The organism is Amycolatopsis plumensis (genome assembly GCF_042652605.1).
Classification (GTDB): Bacteria; Actinomycetota; Actinomycetes; order Mycobacteriales; family Pseudonocardiaceae; genus Amycolatopsis; species Amycolatopsis plumensis.
This window is the reverse complement of the sequence record NZ_JBHSJY010000001.1, coordinates 4,395,798-4,414,835: the sequence shown is the minus strand read 5'-3', so window position 1 is coordinate 4,414,835 and position 19,038 is coordinate 4,395,798. Positions and strand designations below refer to the sequence as shown.

Sequence of the window (19,038 nt, the reverse complement as noted above, 5' to 3'; positions counted from 1 at the left end):
TATGAAACTCGGCATCTACAGCTTCGGCGACCGCGCGCCGGACCCGCGCACCGGCGAGCAGCCCACCGTCGCGCAGACGCTGGCCAACACCCTCGAGCGGATCAAGCTCGCCGACGAGCTGGGCCTCGGCTTCTACGGCCTCGGCGAGCACCACCTCGACCAGTACGCGATCTCGAACCCGGGCACGGTACTGGCGGCCGCCGCGAGCGTCACGAACCAGATCACCCTCAGTTCCGCCGTCACCGTGCTGAGCACCGAGGACCCGGTCCGCGTCTACCAGCAGTTCACCACGCTCGACCAGCTCAGCCACGGCCGCGCCGAGCTGCTCGCCGGGCGCGGGTCGTTCACCGAGTCGTTCCCGCTGTTCGGCAACGACCTCGGCGACTACGACGAGCTCTTCGAGGAGAAGCTCGCCCTGCTCCTGCGCATCGACCGTGAAGACCCGCTGACCTGGTCCGGCCGGTTCCGCCCGCCACTGGAGAACGCGCGGATCCTGCCCCGGCCGTACGGCAGGCGCCTGCGCATCTCGGTCGGCACCGGCGGCAACCCGGAGTCGTCGATCCGCGCCGGCCTGCTCGGCCTGCCCGTGGTGTACGCGGTGATCGGCGGGCAGCCCGAACGCTTCGCCCCGCTCGTCGACCTCTACCGCCAGGCCGGGGAAGCGGGCGAGCAGCAGGACCTGCACGTCACCATGGGCGCGATCGGCTTCATCGCCGAGAAGTCGCAGGACGCCAAGGAAACCTTCTACCCGTACTGGCTCGAGACGATGAAGTACGGCGCCCGCGCGCGCGGCTGGGCGGTCCCGACCCGCGCGGAGTACGACGAGTACACGCGTGACGCGAACGCGCTGTTCGTCGGCAGCCCCCAGGAGATCGCCGAACGGCTCATCGCGGTCGGCAAGCTCACCGGCGCGGACCGGTACGCGATGCAGATGGACTGGTCCGGCGTCCCGCACGCCGAGGTCATGCGGGCCATCGAACTCCTCGGCACCGAGGTGCTTCCCCTGGTGGAGAAGGAGTTCTAGACGTCGTTCGCGGCGATGTAGCCGAACGTCATCGCGGGGCCGATCGTCGACCCCGCGCCGGCGTAGCTGTGGCCCATCACCGCCGCGCTCGCGTTGCCGGCCGCGTACAGGCCGCGGATCACCGAGCCGTCCGGGCGCAGCACCCGCGCCCGGGCGTCCGTGCGCATCCCGCCCTTCGTGCCGAGGTCGCCGGGGACCAGCCGCAGCGCGTAGTACGGCGCCGCCCACAGCGGTGCCAGGCAGGAGTTCGGCGTCACCGCCGGGTCCGTGTAGTAGTGGTCGTACGCGCTCGCGCCGCGGCGGAACTCGGTGTCCACCCCTGACCGGGCGAACCCGTTGAACCGGTCCACAGTGGACTTCAAGGTGGCCGGCGGCACGCCGATCTGCGCGCCGAGGTCCTGGACGGTCGACGCCTTGAAGACCGCGCCGGCGGCGTACCAGGCGTCCGGGAACGGCAGCAGCGGCGCGATGTCGCGGAACAGGTACCGGTTGCGGTAGTTCTGGTCGACGATCAGCCACGCCGGGATGTCCGGCGCCACCGGGTTCTTGTCGTACATGGTGTGCACGACGTCGCTGTAGGGCGCGGCTTCGTTGACGAACCGCTGCCCGGCCTGGTTCACGATCAGGCCGCCCGGCAGGGTGCGTTCGGCCAGGCAGAAGTACGGGTCGCCGGGGGTCGGGATGGCCGGGCCCCACCAGGCGTCGTCCATCAGGTCGAGGGCGGCGCCGGCGCGCTGCCCGGCGCGGTGGCCGTCGCCGGTGTTCTCCTTCGCGCCGACCGTCCAGTCGGTGCCGATCGGCTGCCGCTGATACTGCGCGCGCATCGCGGCGTTGTGCTCGAACCCGCCGGAGCCGACGATCACGCCGCGCCGGGCCCGCACCAGCCCGTTCGGCGTCACAACCCCGGTCACCGCGCCGTTTTCGACGTTCAGGTCGACGAGCGGGGTGTTGAGCAGCACCGGGACGCCGGCCCGCTGCAGGCCCACGCGCAGCCCGGCGGCGAGCGACTGCCCCATGGTGAGCGGCTTCTGCCCGGCGAGCGCGGCGGCCGTGCCGCGGGCGAGGCATTCGGCGGCGACCGCGGCGCCCTTGGCGTTCACCAGGGCGAGGTTCAGCCACTTGTAGTCGGCACTGAAGACGACCAGCCCGGGCGGTGTGGCGAGGTAGGGCGGGTTCAGGTTCGCGAGCTCGGCGCCCAGCAGCTTCCCGTCGAACTGGTCCGGCTCGATCGACCGGCCGTTCGGCAGCCCGCCCGGCAGCTCCGGGTAGTAGTCGCTGTAGCCCTCCATGAAGCGGAACCGCAGCGGGCTGTTGGCCATGACGAACGAGATCATCGCCGGGCCGTTGCGCAGGAAGGCCTCCTGACGCGCGGCGGGGACGTCCGGTCCGACGACGGCGGCGAGGTATTGCGCGGCTTTCGCGGGCGTGTCCGGCACCCCGGCGGCGAGCAGCACCGGGTTGTTGGGGATCCAGATCCCGGCCCCGGACCGGGCGGCGGACCCGCCGAACGTCGGCGCCTTCTCGAGCACGACGACGCTGAGGCCGCGTTTGGCGGCGGTCAGCGCCGCGGTCATGCCCGCCGCACCGGAGCCGACCACGACGACGTCGTACTCGCCCAGCGGCGCGGCCGCGGCAGGCGTGGCGAGCCCGGCGGTGACGGCGAGGCCCACCCCGGCGGCACCGCCGCGGAGGAGCTGACGGCGGGTCAGATCGGCATCCATGGCGACTCCTCGCTCGCGGGAACGGCGAAGGTCATGGTCTACGCAACAACTCCGAAACTGGAACAGGTTCTACCCGAGTGGAGCAGCACCGCCCGCCCCGGCTGGGCCGGTGGCGCCAATGGGAACGGGCATTCAGCGCAGGTGGCCACCGGGCGCCTGTCCTGATGCAGTGAATGACTCATTCCTGACGCCGGACGCCAGGAATGAGTCATTCACTGCGCTCGGGCCGTCGCCGCGGCGAGCCTGATCGGGCGCTGCCGCCCTGTGACTCAGGTTGTCCAGGTCACCGGGACCTCCTCGGGCCCGCGCACCGACAGCGGCGGCCGCCAGGTGATCGTCTCCCACGGGACCGCCAGCGCCAGCCCCGGCAGCCGGTCCACCAGGGCCCGGAGCGCTATCTCCCCCTCCAGCCGGGCCAGCGCCGCACCGAGGCAGAAGTGGATGCCGTGGCCGAAGCCGAGCTGCTGGGCGTCCTTCCGGCGGATGTCGAACTCCGTCGCCGACGGGAACGCGTTCTCGTCCCGGTTGGCCGCCCCCACGTGCGCCAGGACCGCCTCGCCGCGGCGCACCAGCACCCCGCTCAGCCACACGTCCTCGAGCGCCACGCGCAGCAGCGACGAGTCCACCGGCCCGTCGTAGCGCATGATCTCCTCGACCGCCCCGGACGTCAGCGCGGGATCGTCGCGCAACGCCGCCAGCTGCTCCGGGTGCCGGCACAGCAGCACGATCCCGCAGCCGATAAGGCTGACCGTCGTCTCGTGGCCCGCCAGCAGCAGCTGCGTGGCCAGGTCGATCAGCTCCGGCTCGGTGAGCCGGTCGCCGTCCTCGTCGCGGGCGTGCACCAGAGCGCTCAGGAAGTCGTCCGCCGGCCTCGCCCGCTTCTCCGCCACCAGCGCGGCCATGTCCTCGGCGCCGTCACGGCGGGCCTGCTCGACGTCGGCGGGGGCGTGCTGCATCGGCGTCACGATCACCCGCGACCACTGCCGGAACCGCTCGCGGCCGGCGAACGGGACGCCGAGCAGCTCGCACATGACCAGGGTCGGCAGCGGGAACGCGAACTCCTCGACCAGGTTCGCCGTCGGGCCGTGCGCGATCATCGCGTCGAGGAGCCCGTCGGCGATCTCCTGGATCCGGGGCCGCAGCGCGGCGATCCGGCGGACGGTGAACGCCTGCGCCGACAGCCGCCTCAGGCGCGTGTGGTCGGGCGGGTCCATGTTGAGGATGCTGTGCTCGCCGGTCGAGAAGTCACCCGGCTCGATCAGGCAGGGCGCGCCCGGGTACAGCAGGTTGCGGCTGAACCGCGGATCGGAGAAGACCGTGCGGACGTCGTCGTAGCGCGTCACCAGCCAGCCTTCGTGCCCGCTGGGGAACGCGATCCGGGACACCGGCGGGTGCCCGGCGTAGATGGCCCCCATCGGGACGGCGGGGTGGTCCTTCTCGGCGGGATAGACAGCGGTCATGGCGCCGATGATGAGCGCCGCTCCCGGGTCGCGGAAGGCAAGCGACCACGCCGGAACCCGTCCGGACGCCGGAAACCGCCCGGACGGCCTCACCCGCGTGCCCGTCCTTTATGGACACGCGGGCAAGTTGACGACACTCTCAACTTACGGCTAAGTTGAGGACATACTCAACTTGAGGAGGTTTCCCTTGCCGAAAGTGCTCGCCGTCCTGGGCGTCGGTCCCGGGCTCGGCCTGTCGATCGCCCGCCGCTTCGGCCGCGAAGGCTTCACCACGGCGCTGGTTTCCCGCACCGACACCCGGCACGCGGCCTACCGCGAGTCGCTCCCCGGCGTCAACGCCCTCACCTACACGGCCGACGTCACCGACAAAGCCCAGCTCCAGGACGTGCTCGTCCGCATCACGGCCGACGCCGGCGAGATCGACACGGTGTACTTCGGGCCGGCCGACGCCACGGCCGGCCCGGGCATCACCCCGCTCACCGAAGCCGGCGCCGGCACGCTGCGCGGGTCGTTCGACGCCATGGTGCTCCCGGCGGCGAACCTCGTCGAAGCCGTGCTGCCGGGCTTCCTCGCCCGTGGCTCGGGCTCGCTGCTGTTCGCCGGTGGCCTGAGCGGCAAGTACCCGATGCCGATGCTCGGCAGCCTCGCCCCGGCGTCGGCGGCGCTGCGGATGTACGTGCTCACGCTGCACGCGGCCCTGCGGGAAAAGGGCGTGCACGCCGGCATCCTGACCATCGGCGGCCTCATCGAGCGCGGCGACATCCACCGCGTGTTCACCGCCCGGGACCACGGCTTCACGGTGGGAACGCTCGATCCGGACGACATCGCCGAGGAGGCGTGGAAGCTCCGCACCGAGCGGGAAGCCGAAGCGGAGTTCAACGCGATGGCGGCGGTCTAGGGGCGCGTTTGGCGTAGCGGTCCGCGCGGGGAGCCCGATCTGCGATCATCACGCGGTGAAGCCACGCCGCTGGAACCCCGACACCGTCGCCCCTCCGCTCGGGCGGTACAGCCACCTCGCCGAGGTCCCCGCCGGGCACCGGCTGGTCTTCCTCGCCGGACAGCTCGGCGTCGGACCGGACGGCACGCTCGCCGGTCCCGGCGCCGAAGCGCAGGCCCATCAGCTCTTCGCCAACCTCGGTGCGCTCCTCGCGGCCGAAGGCGCCGGGCCGGAGCACCTCGTCAAGCTGCTGACGCTGGTCGCGGGGACCGAGCACCTCGACGGCTACCGCGCCGCGCAGGCCGAAACCTTCGCGGCGTGGTTCCCGGACGGCGACTACCCGGCACAGACCCTCGCGGTCGTGGCGGGGCTGGCGCGGCCGGAGTTCGCCGTGGAGGTCGAGGCGGTCGCCGCCGTGCCGGGCTAGGCGAGGTAGGCGAGTTCCGGGTGCGCGGCGGCGTAGGCGTCGAGCAGCCGCCGGGCGACCGGCACCGAGCCGACCAGCGGGTGCAGCGCGAAGGCCCGCAGCGCCGCCGCGCGCGAACCCGTCGTCGCCGCCTCGATCACCGCCCGCTCGACGGCCTTGACCGTCGTCACCAGGCCCAGTGCGTGGTCGGGCAGGGGCCCGGTGGCGAGCGGGCGGGCCCCACCCGCGTCGACGGTGCACGGGACCTCGACGACCGCGTCGCCCGGCACCCCGGGGAGCGCGGAACCGTTGCGGACGTTGAGGATCAGCGTCGTGCGCTCGCCGTGCGCGAGCGCGCGCATCAAAGCCAGCGCGACCTTCTCGTAGCCGCCGCCTTCGAGGTCGTCACGCTCCCCTTCGCGCGTCTCGGCCATGTACGTGGCTTCGCGTTCCAGGCGCGTGCGTTCCCACGACGCCAGCGAGGGGTTCGCGTAGAAACCGCGTTGCTGCTCCAGCAGGAACGCGCCGCGCGACGCCGAATCGGCGGTCTCGCGCGCGAAGTAGAAGTAGTGCAGGTATTCGTTGGGGATCGCGCCGAGCGTGCGCAGCCAATCCGCGCCGAAGAGCCTGCCCTCCTCGAACGACTCGCACGCGGCGGTGTCGGCGAGCAGCCGCGGCAGGACGTCCTCACCGCCGACGCGGACCGAGCGCAGCCAGCCGAGGTGGTTGAGCCCCGCGTAGTCGAACTTCGCCGCCGCCGCGTCGACCCCGAGGGCCCGGGCGACCCGGCGGCACAACCCCACCGGGGAGTCGCAGATGCCGATCACCCGGCCGCCGAGGTGCGCGGCCATCGCTTCGGTGACCAGCCCGGCGGGGTTGGTGAAGTTGACCACCCACGCGCGCGGCGCCAGTTCGCCGATCAGCCGGGCGAGGGCGACCGCCACCGGGACCGTCCGCAGCCCGTAGGCGATCCCGCCCGCGCCGACGGTTTCCTGACCCAGCACGCCTTCCGCGTGCGCGATCCGCTCGTCCAGCCGCCGCCCGCGCAGGCCGCCGACGCGGACGGCCGAGAACACGAAGTCCACATCGGACACCGCGGCGGCCAGGTCGGTGGTGGTGCGCACTCGCGGCGCGTTCGCCGCGCCGGCGGCCTGTTCGGCCAGGACCCGTTCGATCGCCGCCAGCCGCCCGGCGTCGACGTCGTGCAGGACGAGTTCGGCGATCTCGCCGCCGTCGAGCAGGGCCCCGTGCACCAGCGGCACGCGGAACCCGCCGCCGCCGAGGATCGCCAGCCTCATCGCGGGGCACTTCCCTCGACCGAGTGACACCCAAGCCGCATCCGCCGACCCTAGCAGCCCGAAGCGCGCAATCCGTGGCCGAAACGGTCCAGCCCTTGCGAATCTCGCGCCGCTGACGCAGGCTCGGGCCGACCGCTGCGTGATCCCCCGGAGGCGCCCGTGCCGGCTGAGCCCGCACCCGAAACCGATGTCTTCCTGTCCGGCCTGCTGTTCTTCGACCTGGTCTTCACCGGGCTCGAGCACCCGCCGGCCCCGGGCACCGAGGTGTGGACGGGCGGCATGGGCTCGGGACCGGGCGGGATCGCGAACTTCGCGGTCGCGCTGAGCCGGCTCGGCCTGCGGACGTCGCTGGCGGCGGCGTTCGGCACCGACGTCTACGGGCGGTACTGCTGGGACGTGCTGGCCCGGCAGGAGCACATCGACCTGTCGCGGTCGCGACGGTTCCCGGAGTGGCACTCGCCGGTGACGGTCTCGCTGGCCTACGCGGGCGACCGCGCGATGGTCACCCACGGCCACCCGCCGCCCGTGCCGGTCGCCGAGCTCGCCGGTTCGCCGCCGCCGAGCCGCGCGACGGTGGCGCACATCGGGCTCGACACGGCCGAGTGGGTCCACGCCGCGCACCAGAACGGCAGCCTGGTGTTCGCCGACGTCGGCTGGGACCCGTCCGAGGCCTGGTCGCCCGCGCTGCTGGAGCAGCTGGCGTGCTGCCACGCGTTCCTGCCGAACGAGATCGAGGCGATGCGCTACACCCGCACGGACACGCCCGAAGCGGCGCTGTCGCGGCTCGCGGAGCTGGTCCCGATCGCGGTGATCACCCGCGGCGGCGAGGGCGTGCTGGCGGTCGACGGGACGACCGGCGAGACGGCGGCGATCCCGGCGCTCCCGGTGGACGTGCTCGACGCCACGGGCGCGGGCGACGTGTTCGGCGCCGGGTTCGTGGCCGCGACGCTGACCGGCTGGCCGCTGGTCGAGCGCCTCCGGTTCGCGTGCCTCACGGCGAGCCTGTCGGTCCAGCACTTCGGCGGCGCGCTGGCGGCCCCGGGCTGGCACGAGATCGCGCAGTGGCACGCGCGGACCCGCAGCCCGGAGTACGCGTTCCTGGACGAGGTGCTGCCGTCGGAAACCGTGGCCGGCATCCGCCGCGGCCCGGTGACCCTCGGGTTCGGCGACGACAGCTGGCGCTGACCGGGACCGGGCCGGTCCCGGTCAGCACCGCCGTCTCACCCCACCGACACCCGCAGGATCTGGTTGTGGCTGTTGTGCGGGATGCCGTCCTTGTCACCGTCCACACTGGTCGCCAGCCACAGCTGGCTGCCCGGCGCGGGCTCGACCGTCCGCAACCGGCCGTAGGTGCCGGTGAAGAACGACTGGACGTTCGTCAGCGTGTCGCCGCTGATCACCGCCCGGTAGAGCCGCGTGCCGCGCTCGCACGCCACGTACAGCGCGCCGTTGACGATCGCGATTCCGCTGCACGAAGCCTGCGCCACCGGGTAAGTGCGCTTCGGGGCGACGAAGCCGTCACACGAACCCGACGTCCCTTCGCACGAAGGCCAGCCGTAGTTGCCGCCCTTCACGATCAGGTTCGTCTCGTCCATGACGTTGTTGCCGAACTCCTGCTCCCACAGCCGGCCCTGGGCGTCGAACGCCAGGCCCTGGATGTTGCGGTGCCCGTAGCTCCACACCGCGTTGCGGAACGGGTTGTCCGCCGGGATCGAGCCGTCCGGGTTGATCCGCAGCACCTTCCCGTTGAGGCTGCTCGTGTTCGGCGCGGTGGCGGTGTTCTGCGCGTCACCCGTGCCTGCGAACAGGTACCGGCCGTCCGGGCTGAACCGCAGGCGGCCGCCGTTGTGGTACTTGTTGCGCGCGATACCGGTCAGCAGGACCTGCTCGGAGCTCAGGTCGAGCGAGTCCGCGGCCGGGTCGTACTTGACCCGCACGATCCGGTTGTCGCTCGCCGAGGTGTGGAAGAGGTAGAGCCAGTGGTCGGTGGCGAACGACACCGGGTTGATCTCCACGCCCAGCAGGCCGCCCTCGCCGTCGGTGTCGTCCACCCCCGGCACGGTGCCGATCGTCGTCTTCGCCCCGGTCGCGGGGTTCAGGTGGACGATGTCGTGCACGTCGCGCTGGGTGTAGAGGACGGTGCCGTCCGGCAGGGTCGTCAGGCCCCACACGACGTCGTCGTCCGTGGTGATCTGCGTGGCACCGCAGACGCCCTGCGACGGCGAGCAGCTCGACCCGCCGGTGGTGGTGACGTCCAGGACCGGGGTGCTCGGCGCGCTGAGGTTGCCGTTGCGGTCCACGGCCCGCACCTGCAGGTGGTACGCCGTGGCCGGGGTCAGGCCGCCGAGCGTGGTGCTCGCCGTGTCCGACGTCCCGATCTGCGTGCCGCCGTCGTAGATGCGGTACCCGGTGACGCCCACGTCGTCGGTGGACGCCGTCCACGCGAGGCCGATCGACGTGCTGTTCACCGCGGTGGTGTGCACGTTCGACGGCGCGGACGGCGGCGTGTGGTCGTCGGACGGCGGCGTCTTCACCACGAGCGTTCCGCTGGCCTGCGAGACGTTCCCGGCCGCGTCCCGCGCGTTGACGTAGAAGCCGTAGCTGCCGTTCGGGCCCAGGTTGCCGCAGGTCGCGGTGAGCGCGCCGGTCGTGCTCGCGCAGAGCTGGCCGTCGCGGTAGACGTCGTAGCCCGTGACGCCGACGTCGTCGGTGGCCGCGGTCCACTCGATCGTGGCGCTGGTGGACGTGACCCCGACGAGCGACGGCGTGCCCGGCGGCGACGGCGGCTGGACGTCACCGGCCGAGCCGTAGACACCGAATTCCTGCAGCGAATAGCCCCTCGACGCGTCGGTGCGGCAGCGTTTCGTGCCGTAGACGCGGACGTACCGGCCGGTGCCGTCGAGGGAGGTCAGGTCCTCGACACCGCCCTTGCCCGCGGTCGTCGCGTAGATCTTCGTCCACGTGACGCGGTCGGCCGAGGTGTCGATTTCGTAGGCGGTGGCACAGGAAGCGTCCCACTGCAGCCGGACGCGGCTGACGTGCACGGCCGCGCCCAGGTCGACGTATATCCACTGTGGATCGACGCCGGACGCGCTCGCCCAGCGGGTCCTCGAGTTCCCGTCGACCGCGTTCGCCGCCGGGCAGCACCCGCCCGAGGACGAGACCGTCACCGGCTTTCCCTGTGAAAGCAACGGGTCGGCGGCCTCCGCCGGCCCCGCTGTCACCGTCGCGGCGGCGAGCGCAAGAGCGATCGCCCCCACCCGAATCCGTCTGCTCATTCCGTCCTCCATCTGGTGAATGACGGCGGAGCGCTCCCGGATCGCGCAAGGCGATCTCGTCAGCGACCCTAGGAGTGAACGGCCCGGGTGGCAACCGTCATCCCGCTCGGCGGAAAGCGGATTCAGCCCGGCAGCACCCGCCCGAGGAAACCCCGGATGTACCCGGCAATGGCGTCCAAGTGCGTTTCCAGTGCGAAATGGCCGGAATCGAGCAGGTGGATTTCGGCGTCGGGCAGATCCCGGGCGTAGGCGCGGGCGCCGTCGGCGATGAAAATTTCATCGTTCCCGCCCCAGACGGCCAGCAGCGGCACCCGGCTGGCCCGGAAGTATTCGTGGAACTTCGGGTAGAGGGCGATGTTGTGGTGGTAATCGGCAAGCAGCGCCTGCTGGATCGCCGCGGCGCCAGGCCGGTCCAGCAGCGCCTGATCGTGGATCCAGACGTCCGGGCTGACCAGCGACGGGTCGGGAACGCCGTCGAGGTACTGCGCCTTGGTGGCTTCGAGGGTGACCATGCCCTGCAGATCGTCCTCGGACAGCGTGCCGGCGGCCAGCTTCTGCGGCAGCCCGGCGCCCAGGCCGTCGACGTAGGCGTTGCCGTTCTGCGTGACGATCGCGGTCACCCGGTCCGGGTTCGCGGCCGCGATGCGCAGGCCCACCGGCGCGCCGAAGTCCTGGATGTAGAGCGCGAAGCGGCCGAGGCCGAGCTGGTCGAACAGGGCGAGGGTGAGTTCGGCGAGCGCGTCGAAGGTGTAGGTGAATTCGCCGGTGGGCGGCGCGTCGGACGCACCGGCGCCGAGGTAGTCCGGCGCGACGACGTGGTAGCGGTCGGCCAGCGCCGGGATGAGGTGCCGGAACATGTGCGAGCTCGTCGGGAAGCCGTGGAGCAGCACGATCGTGGGGGCGTCGGCGGGACCGGCCTCCCGGTAGAACAGCCGGTGCCCGTCGACGGTGGCGTAGCGGTGGTGCACGGTGACCATGGCACGTCCTCTCATGTTTATTGCTTTATTTATCCATGAGACGGCGTAGGCTGTCAACGGTCGGGGACACTTCGGGGACGGACTTCGGGAGGCGGACATGGTCACGGCGGCACCCGGCGAGGAGCGCTCGCCGGCATTGGCACTGGTCAACACCGCGCGCGTGACGGGAGACGACCTCGCCACGCCCGCACTCGCTGCTTCGTGGCTGACGTCGCACGAGCTGGCGGCGGCTGTGCCGGACGAGGCTTCGCTGGGCCGGTTGACGGAGTTGCGCGCGGCGGTCCGAGAGCTGCTGGCGGCCTTGGCGGAAGGCCGGGCGCCGGAGACGGCGGCGGTGTCGGCGGTGAACGCGGCGGCCGGCGCGGACGGGGCCGCCCTTTCGCTGACCTGGGGTGCAGGACCGGTCCGCGAGTGGGTCAGCACCCGCCCGGGCAGCCTCGACGCGGCGGTGGCGGCGGTGGCGCGGGACGCGATCGAGGTGGTGAGCGGGGAGCTGGGGCCGCTGCTGCGGCCGTGCGAGGCCCACGGCTGCATCAGGTATTACGTCCGCGAGCACGCCCGCCGCCGCTGGTGCTCGACGACCTGCGGCGACCGGGTCCGCGCGGCCCGCCACCAGCGGCTCCTGGTGGAACAACGCGACGGCTCCCGGTAAGACCCGCCGGGGTCGTGAGTGAGAAACAGGGTTAGAGCCTGTTTTTGATGCCGTCTGTGGGTATGGGTCGGGCCTCTGCTAATGATCTTGACACCACATCATGATCACGACCAGCAGAGGCCCGGTCTTCTTTGTACCCTGCCGCCGGTAAGGCCACGTCAGCGGGCTGTCGTCCGCGTCGCTACCCCTCCGACACCAGCGATGCCGAGTGGGCGCTGCTGGAGTCGCTGCTGCCCACGCCCGCGTGCGAGACCGCGGCAGGTGGCCGTCCGGAGAAACATCCCCGCCGCGCGATCGTCGACGCCTTGCGTTATGTCACCGACAACGGCATCAAATGGCGGGCGTTGCCGCCGGACTTCCCGCCGTGGCAGACGGTGCATGGGTTCTTCACCCGCTGGTCCAAGGCCGGGGTGTTCGAGCGGATCCGGGACCGGCTGCGGGAGAGGATCCGGGTGAAAGCGGGACGCAATCCCGCCCCGAGCGCGGCGGTGATCGACTCCCAGTCGGTCAAGGCCGCCGAGACCGTCGCCCGCGCCGGCCGGGGTTATGACGGCGGGAAGAAGATCGACGGCCGCAAACGCCACATCGCCACCGACACCCAAGGATTGCTGCTGGTCGTGCTGGTCACCGCGGCCAACCTGCAAGACCGCACTGCCGCCCGGTTGCTGCTGCCCGCGCTGCACGCCGCCCACCGCGGCGTGCGATGGGTGTGGGCCGACGGCGGCTACACCAGCGCCGACCTCGTCGACTGGGCCAGGAAAACCCTGCGGATGACACTCGACATCGTCAAGAAAATCGTCGGTCAGAAAACCTTCGTCATCCTGCCCCGGCGCTGGGTGGTCGAACGCACCTTTTCCTGGATCACCCAAGCCCGCCGCAACGTCCGCGACTACGAACGCCTGCCCGAGCACTCCGCAGCCTTCATCAACCTCTCCATGATCACTATCATGACCAGGCGCCTGACCCGCCAGAAACAGCGGGCCAGGACCACCTAACCAAGATCCAAGACAGGCTCTTAGAACACTGTTTCTCACTCACGACCTGCGGGAGGGCGCGACCAGCAGGCGGGTTCGATATCGGCTCTAGTCGACCAGGGCGCCACAGCTGATGTTCACCGTTGCCGCCGTCATCGAGGCCGCCCGGTCCGAGGCCACGAAGGCCGCCACCGCGCCCACGTCGGCCAGGGTGGCCGCGCGGCCTAGCATGGTCTTGCCCGCGATGTTCTCCGTCAGCTCCGCGCGGCCCGCGAAATCCTCCGGGAGCGTCTCCGGGATGCCGCCCGTGCGGAGGGTCACCGTGCGGATTCCGTGCGGGCCCAGCTCGGCCGCGAGCTGGCGGCGCATCGCCTCCACCGCGTGGAACGCCACCTGCAGCCCGCCGACCTCGAACTCGCGGAGCGGCTCGGCCGCGCCCCCGAAGAACAGGATCGCCCCGGACCGCCGCGCGATCATGTGGCGGGCCGCCGCGCGGGCGGTCAGGAACTGGGTACGCACAGCCGTCACCACCGGGCGCTCGTAGTCCGCGAGCGCCATGTCCACCAGCGGTGTTCCCTGGACGTCGCCGTGGGGGATGAGGTTGACCGAAACGTCGATCCCGCCCTCGGCGGCGACCGCGGCGGCGTGCTCGTCCACCGCTCGCTCGTCGAGGGCGTCGACGACCGCCGTCTCGGCCCGGCCGCCGTCCTCGCGGATCCGGGCGGCCACCTCCTCCAGCCGGGCGCGGGTCCGGCCGGCGAGGAACACCCGCGCCCCTTCCCCGGCGAACGCGGTGGCGACGGCGGTGCCGATCCGCCCCGCGGCGCCGTAGACGATCGCGTTCTTGCCGTCGAGCAACGTCATGGAGTCCTCCCGAGTGTCCGGTTCTGCCCCTGCGTCGAATGGGGGCACCCGGAATCGACGCCTCAGGGCCGCGGCACGCCCATCGGGTTCGGCACCGGCACCACGCCGGTGTCGATCACCGCCCGGCTCAGCGGCACGGCCAGCTCCAGCAGCCGCTCGACGTCGGCGCCCAGTGCCTCGACCGGCGCGGCCGCCAGGCGGTCCGTGTCCTCCTCGATCCGGCGGCGCAGCGCCCGGCCGTCGTCGGTCAGGACGCCGTCCGCGTCGAGGATGCCGCGGGCGCGCAGCCGGTCCACCGCCGCGTCCCACTGGGCGTCCGACCAGCCTCGATGGGGCTGGATGTTCGCGCGGCCGAGCACGCCGTCACCGATGTGGGTGAGCGTGGTCTCCAGGCCGCCCAGCCCGGCGTGCACCGCCGCCAGGACGTGGCCGTCGCCGCGGTGCTCGCGCAGGATCGTCGCCGCCAGCCACAGCCGGGACAGGGGGTCCGCCGGCTCCGGCACCGCGGCCCACGCCGCCGCGAGCGGGCGGCCGTCGAACTCGCACGCGTCCACCGCCCGCCACAGCAGCGCGCTCAGCTCCGAGACGTCGGCCGCGACCGGGCGCAACGCCGAGGCCACCGCCTCCATCCGGGAGCCGACGACGGCCTCGGGCGAGGCGAACGACCACGCGTCCGGCAACGCCCGGGCCACCATCGAGGGCGCGAAGCCGAACAGCACCGCCGTCGCCGGTCCGGGGCCGATCGGGCCCAGGGGCGCCAGCCGCCCGGCGAAGTAGCCCATCCAGTAGCCGCGCAGGCCGACCACCTTCGCCGCTTCGGCCGTCTCGGGCGCGAAGTAGACGACGGCGTGCAACGGTTCCACGGCCGCCCAGAGACGCCGAGCTGTCATGGCCACTCCTCACGGGATCGGACGTTCGCGCGGTCCAGCGTCCCAGACCGATCGCGCAGCCACCCCCGGGAATCAGCCCCAGGCGACCGGCAGCTCCCGGAGCCCGTACACGAGCGTGTTGTGCTTGTACTCCAGCTCCTCCCGCGGCACCGCCACCCGCAGATCGGGGACCCGCCGGAACAACCCCGTCAACGCCTCCTGCAGCTCCACCCGCGCCAGCTGCTGGCCGACGCACTGGTGCGCCCCGAACCCGAACGCCACGTGCGTCCGCGGCGACTCGCGCTCGAAGTCCAGCTTGTCCGCGCCCGCGAACACCGACTCGTCGCGGTTGGCCGAGTTCAACGCGGCCACCAGCCACTCCCCCGCCCGCACCGGCCGGGACCCCACCTGGACGTCCTCGGTCGCGTACCGCAGCACCCCCCACTGCACCACCGACAGGTACCGCAGCAGCTCCTCCACCGCCCGCTCCGGCTCGGCGAGCACCGCCTCCCGCGCACCGGGGTGCTCCAGCAGCACCACCGTGCTCAGCGCGATCATGTTGGCCGTCGTCTCGTGGCCGGCCACCAGCAGGCTCAGCCCGAGCACGACCAGCTCTTCCATCGTCAGCGGGTCGTCGGCACCGGCGGACGACAGCCTGCTGAACAGATCGTCCTGGGGATTCCGCTGCTTTTCGGTGAACAACCCGGCCAGGTAACCGGAAAGTTCGTGGTACGCCTGCTCGCCTTCTTCCCGCGTGGCGTCGGTGCTGACCATCGTCGCGCTCTGCCGCTGGAAGCGCTCGCGGTCGGCGTACGGGACGCCGAGCAGCTCGCAGATCACCAGCGACGGGATCGGCAACGCGAAGTGCTGCACCAGATCGGCGGGCGAGCCGTGCGCGAGCATCGCGTCGAGGTGGCTGTCGACCAGCTGCCGGACGTACCCGCGCAGGGCCGCCACCCGCCGCACGGTGAACTCCGCGATCACCTTCTTCCGCAGCCGCGCGTGCGCGGCGCCGTCGAGCTGGATGATCGAACCCGGGCTGATTTCCTCGTCCGGGTCGGCGTTCGGGTTCACGTGCACCGAAGACGCGCCGCGCGAGCTCATCGTGCGGTCGGCGAGCACCGCGCGGACGTCGGCGTAGCGCGTCACCAGGAACGCTTCCATGCCCGCCGGGCACCGCACCTTCGCCGTGGGCGCGGACTCCCGGCGGGTGGCGTACTCCGCGGGCGGGTCGAACGGGCACCCTGCGGGCCGGGTCGCCGGGAGGTCCGGGGTTGCGGGAGCGGCCGTCACGACGGATCACCTCTCTCTTCCAGTGGTGTCAACACCTCCACCATGGAGAGGACGGCGGCCGCCGTGGGACGCCGGCCGCACTTGCGACCCGGATGGCCTAGCGGGCGCCGTAGGCGCCGCCGTTCACGTGCACGACCTGGCCGGTGAGGTGCGCGGCTTCCGGCGCGGCCAGGAACCGCACCGTGTCGGCGATTTCCTCCGGACGGCCGGCCCGCCGGTTGAACGCCACGGAAGTCCGCGCGTCCAGCCATTCTTCGGTCACCGTGCCGTGGAAGAACTCGGTGTCCAGGACCACGCCCGGCGCGACGACGTTGGCCGTTCCCCCGGCACCCAGCTGCCGGGCGAGGTCGGTGTTCCACGCCTCGATTGCCGCCTTCGCCGCGCCGTACGAGCCCGAGCCCTGCTTCGCCGCGATGGAGCCGAGAGTCACGACGCGGACGTTGTCGGCGAAGCGCGGCTTCAGTGCCGCGGTGACGAGCACGGCGGAAAGCACGTTGGCTTCGAAGTTCGCCTGCCACGCGTCAGCGAGGCCCTTGAGGTCGCCGGCCGCGGGCGCCTCCCGGACCCGGTCGGTGTTGCCGCCGGCGTTGTTGACCAGGACGTCCACCCGCTCGGGCAGGTCCGCCAGCGCGGCCTGCACGGCCGCCGGGTCGCTCGCGTCGAAGGACACCGCCCGCGCGCCGATCCGCTCCGCCGCCGCTTCGAGGACGTCCTTGCGCCGCCCGGTGACCGTCACCCGCTCCCCCGCCGCCGCGAACCGGGCGGCGATCGCCAGCCCGATGCCGGTGCCGCCCCCGGTGATCACGATTTCCCGCTGTTCGCTCATACCGCCATCTTCGCCGGGAAAGCCCGGTGGGCGCCGGGTTTTCCCGGCGAGCGGAACACGAAACCCAGTTCGTTAGGAAACTTTACGAATAGGTCTTGACGGCGGCCCGCAGCCCCGCGAACCTGGAGCCACGCCGCAGTCATCGTCCGCCCAGCCCCCTCGGAGGCAGCATGACCCGGCGCGCGCTCGTGCTCGTCGTGACCCTGGTCCTCGCCCTGGCCACCGCGCTGACCGGCGCTCCCGCGGCGAGCGCGGCCACCACCCAGCCGACCTTCCTCACCTTCTACGGCTGGTGGGACAACACCCCGCCCGGCGGGGACATCTCCTACCCGCAGATCCACGACACCGCGGGCGGCAAGGGCACCTACGCCGACCCGATCACCTTCGCCACCAGCAGCAACGAGCTCAAGCCCGGCACCAGGGTCTGGGTTCCGCGGGTGAAGAAGTACTTCATCATGGAGGACGGCTGCGACGAGTGTTCCGACGACTGGAACGGCCACGGCCCGAACGGCGGACCCGGCCTGCGGCACATCGACCTCTGGCTCGGCGGCCAGGGCGGCAGCGCCTTCGACGCGATCGACTGCGAAGACGCGCTCACGCACTACAACCCCGACAACACGCCGGTCATGGAACCGGTCGTCGTCGACCCGCCGTCGAACGAGCCCTACGACGCCACACCGATCTTCGACACCGGCACCGGTGAGTGCTGGGGCGGCGCGCAGCCGAACACCACGGTCGGCCAGTACCGCAACGACTCCACCGGCACCTGCCTGGCCGCTCCGAGCAGCGGCACCACGCTGAAGGTGGCCGCCTGCACCGGAACGGCCGAGCAGCGGTTCACCTTCCACGGCGCCTTCCTGGTGATCAACGACAAGTGCGCGGGCATCTCCGGCAGCTCGATCGTGCTCCAGACCTGCACCGGCGGCCCGGCCCAGCAGTGGTCGATCAACCCGGACGGCACCATCTCGGACATCCAGTCCAGCAGCAAGTGCTTCCGCGCCTCGGGCAGCACGCTCACCGCGGGCAGCTGCTCCGGCACCGCCGCCCGCTGGACGTTCACCGCGGCGAGTGCGTCCGGCCTCAGCGTGACGCCGTCGTCGGTGTCGGTCGCGCCGGGTGCGTCGGCGACGGCCACCGTGACCTCCGCCGACGCCGTGACGCTCTCCGCGAGCGGCGCCCCGGCGGGCGTGACCGTCTCCTTCGCCCCCGCGTCGGTGCCGGCCGGCGGGACGTCGACCGTCACGGTCGCCGCCGCGGCCACCGCGTCCCCCGGCTCGGCGACGATCACCGTCACCGGCGGCACGAAGACGGCTTCGCTCGGCGTCACGGTGACCGGCGGCGGGTCGGAAACGCTGCTGTCGCAGGGCAAAGCCGCGACGGCGTCCTCGACCGAATCGTCGTCGTACCCGGCGAGCGCGGCCTTCGACGGCAACCTGACGAGCACGCGGTGGGCGTCCAAGGAGGGCAGCAACGCGGAGTGGCTGCGCGTCGACCTCGGCGCCACGAAGTCCGTGTCGCACGTCAAGCTGACCTGGGAAGCCGCGTACGGGAAGGCGTACAGCATCCAGACCTCGGCCGACGGCACGACCTGGCAGACGATCTACAGCACCACGACCGGCAACGGCGGCACGGACGACCTCACCGGCCTGACCGGCAGCGGCCGGTACGTGCGGATGAACGGCGTCACGCGGGGAACGTCGTACGGCTACTCGCTGTACGAGCTGCAGGTGTACGGGAGTTAGTTGCCATTCCGGCAACGGAGTTTGCCTTCTCGGGGACGTCTTCCGCATGCTCGGGGGACGTCCTTGAGGAGGAACCATGCCCCACGAGCACCCGATGACCGTCGAAGCCATGCTGAAGCAGGACTTCTGGGAAGCGATGTACCAGCGTGACGAGCACCGGATCTGGAGCGGGAACGTCAACGCCAACCTGCGCACCGAGGTCGAAGGGCTTAAACCCGGGCACGCGCTCGACCTCGGCAGCGGCGAGGGCGGCGATGCGATCTGGCTCGCGAAGCAGGGCTGGACGGTCGACGGTGTCGACATCTCGACCACCGCACTGGCCCGCGCGGCGGAAGCCGGCGCCGAGGCGGGCGTGACGGTGAACTGGCTGCACCGCAACATCGTCGAATGGCAGCCGGAAGCGGAGTACGACCTGGTTTCGGCGCAGTACATGCACCTGCCGCCCGACCTGCGCCGCAAGGTGTTCACCGCGGCCGCGGCGGCCATCCGGCCGGGCGGTTCGCTGCTGGTCGTCGGGCACTCGCCGAAGGCGATGCGGCAGTTCGACGGCCAGAAGCCGCCGGAGGAGCTGTACTTCGAGCCGGAGGAGATCACCGGCTACCTCGGCGACCCGTGGCAGTGGGTGGTCGAGACGTGCGAGACGCGCGGCGAGGGCCACCACACCGACGCCGTCTACCGCGCCCGCCGCCTCGAAGCCTGAAGCCCGCTCACCTCCCC

Annotated in this window: 17 protein-coding genes; 8 read left to right on the top strand and 9 right to left on the bottom strand. The window is 71.9% G+C overall.

Annotated elements, in window-relative coordinates; all coding sequences use genetic code 11:
* Position 1 precedes the first annotated feature (1 nt).
* Entirely contained in the window at positions 2 to 1,024 is a 1,023-nt protein-coding gene (locus tag ACFPLC_RS21390) for an LLM class flavin-dependent oxidoreductase (protein WP_378203968.1), read from the top strand.
* On the opposite strand, the gene kstD is transcribed toward ACFPLC_RS21390, so the two are convergent.
* Positions 1,021 to 2,745: a 3-oxosteroid 1-dehydrogenase gene (gene kstD, locus ACFPLC_RS21385; protein ID WP_378203971.1), complete on the bottom strand. Its 1,725-nt coding sequence runs from the start codon at positions 2,743 to 2,745 to the stop codon at positions 1,021 to 1,023. The two genes, ACFPLC_RS21390 and kstD, sit on opposite strands and share 4 nt — an antisense overlap.
* A gap of 269 nt (positions 2,746 to 3,014) precedes the next feature.
* Positions 3,015 to 4,205: a cytochrome P450 family protein gene (locus tag ACFPLC_RS21380; RefSeq protein WP_378203974.1), complete on the bottom strand. Its 1,191-nt coding sequence runs from the start codon at positions 4,203 to 4,205 to the stop codon at positions 3,015 to 3,017.
* A 196-nt stretch (positions 4,206 to 4,401) separates the two neighbouring features.
* On the opposite strand from ACFPLC_RS21380, the gene ACFPLC_RS21375 reads away from it, so the two are divergent.
* Both ACFPLC_RS21375 and ACFPLC_RS21370 read left to right on the top strand, forming a co-directional pair.
* On the top strand, positions 4,402 to 5,103 hold the full coding sequence (locus tag ACFPLC_RS21375; RefSeq protein ID WP_378203999.1) for an SDR family NAD(P)-dependent oxidoreductase: 702 nt from the start codon (positions 4,402 to 4,404) through the stop codon (positions 5,101 to 5,103).
* A gap of 55 nt (positions 5,104 to 5,158) precedes the next feature.
* The gene (locus ACFPLC_RS21370) at positions 5,159 to 5,569 is read left to right on the top strand and encodes a RidA family protein (RefSeq protein ID WP_378203978.1); all 411 of its coding nucleotides are present in this window, start codon (positions 5,159 to 5,161) and stop codon (positions 5,567 to 5,569) included.
* Here ACFPLC_RS21370 and ACFPLC_RS21365 read toward each other — a convergent pair.
* Positions 5,566 to 6,846 (bottom strand): 6-phospho-beta-glucosidase, encoded by a 1,281-nt coding sequence (locus ACFPLC_RS21365; RefSeq protein ID WP_378203981.1) that lies wholly within the window; start codon positions 6,844 to 6,846, stop codon positions 5,566 to 5,568. The two genes, ACFPLC_RS21370 and ACFPLC_RS21365, sit on opposite strands and share 4 nt — an antisense overlap.
* Positions 6,847 to 7,005: 159 nt before the next feature.
* On the opposite strand from ACFPLC_RS21365, the gene ACFPLC_RS21360 reads away from it, so the two are divergent.
* The gene (locus tag ACFPLC_RS21360; RefSeq protein WP_378203984.1) at positions 7,006 to 8,031 is read left to right on the top strand and encodes a carbohydrate kinase family protein; all 1,026 of its coding nucleotides are present in this window, start codon (positions 7,006 to 7,008) and stop codon (positions 8,029 to 8,031) included.
* Between the two features lie 35 nt (positions 8,032 to 8,066).
* On the opposite strand, the gene ACFPLC_RS21355 is transcribed toward ACFPLC_RS21360, so the two are convergent.
* Complete coding sequence (locus tag ACFPLC_RS21355) at positions 8,067 to 10,124, bottom strand: PQQ-dependent sugar dehydrogenase (protein WP_378203987.1); 2,058 nt, start codon at positions 10,122 to 10,124, stop codon at positions 8,067 to 8,069.
* Between the two features lie 122 nt (positions 10,125 to 10,246).
* The gene (locus ACFPLC_RS21350) at positions 10,247 to 11,101 is read right to left on the bottom strand and encodes an alpha/beta fold hydrolase (RefSeq protein ID WP_378204002.1); all 855 of its coding nucleotides are present in this window, start codon (positions 11,099 to 11,101) and stop codon (positions 10,247 to 10,249) included.
* Positions 11,102 to 11,198: 97 nt separating this feature from the next.
* Between ACFPLC_RS21350 and ACFPLC_RS21345 the strand changes: the two genes are divergently transcribed.
* Both ACFPLC_RS21345 and ACFPLC_RS21340 read left to right on the top strand, forming a co-directional pair.
* The gene (locus tag ACFPLC_RS21345; RefSeq protein ID WP_378203990.1) at positions 11,199 to 11,753 is read left to right on the top strand and encodes a CGNR zinc finger domain-containing protein; all 555 of its coding nucleotides are present in this window, start codon (positions 11,199 to 11,201) and stop codon (positions 11,751 to 11,753) included.
* A 131-nt stretch (positions 11,754 to 11,884) separates the two neighbouring features.
* Positions 11,885 to 12,748: an IS5 family transposase gene (locus tag ACFPLC_RS21340; RefSeq protein WP_378235762.1), complete on the top strand. Its 864-nt coding sequence runs from the start codon at positions 11,885 to 11,887 to the stop codon at positions 12,746 to 12,748.
* Positions 12,749 to 12,835: 87 nt separating this feature from the next.
* Here ACFPLC_RS21340 and ACFPLC_RS21335 read toward each other — a convergent pair whose 3' ends face one another.
* From ACFPLC_RS21335 to ACFPLC_RS21320, 4 genes are all read right to left on the bottom strand, one after another.
* On the bottom strand, positions 12,836 to 13,591 hold the full coding sequence (locus ACFPLC_RS21335) for an SDR family NAD(P)-dependent oxidoreductase (RefSeq protein WP_378200563.1): 756 nt from the start codon (positions 13,589 to 13,591) through the stop codon (positions 12,836 to 12,838).
* A 62-nt stretch (positions 13,592 to 13,653) separates the two neighbouring features.
* Positions 13,654 to 14,481, bottom strand: coding sequence for an SCO6745 family protein (locus ACFPLC_RS21330; protein WP_378200566.1), 828 nt, complete (start codon positions 14,479 to 14,481; stop codon positions 13,654 to 13,656).
* 72 nt (positions 14,482 to 14,553) lie between these two features.
* Complete coding sequence (locus ACFPLC_RS21325; protein ID WP_378200569.1) at positions 14,554 to 15,753, bottom strand: cytochrome P450; 1,200 nt, start codon at positions 15,751 to 15,753, stop codon at positions 14,554 to 14,556.
* A 97-nt stretch (positions 15,754 to 15,850) separates the two neighbouring features.
* Positions 15,851 to 16,579: an SDR family oxidoreductase gene (locus tag ACFPLC_RS21320; protein ID WP_378200572.1), complete on the bottom strand. Its 729-nt coding sequence runs from the start codon at positions 16,577 to 16,579 to the stop codon at positions 15,851 to 15,853.
* 170 nt (positions 16,580 to 16,749) lie between these two features.
* Here ACFPLC_RS21320 and ACFPLC_RS21315 point away from each other — a divergent pair, with 170 nt between their 5' ends.
* Together ACFPLC_RS21315 and ACFPLC_RS21310 are read left to right on the top strand one after the other, a co-directional pair.
* Positions 16,750 to 18,321, top strand: a complete 1,572-nt coding sequence (locus ACFPLC_RS21315) for a discoidin domain-containing protein (protein ID WP_378200575.1) — start codon at positions 16,750 to 16,752, stop codon at positions 18,319 to 18,321.
* 76 nt (positions 18,322 to 18,397) lie between these two features.
* A complete protein-coding gene (locus ACFPLC_RS21310) occupies positions 18,398 to 19,021 on the top strand; it encodes a class I SAM-dependent methyltransferase (RefSeq protein ID WP_378200577.1) in 624 nt (207 codons plus the stop codon).
* Positions 19,022 to 19,038 lie beyond the last annotated feature (17 nt).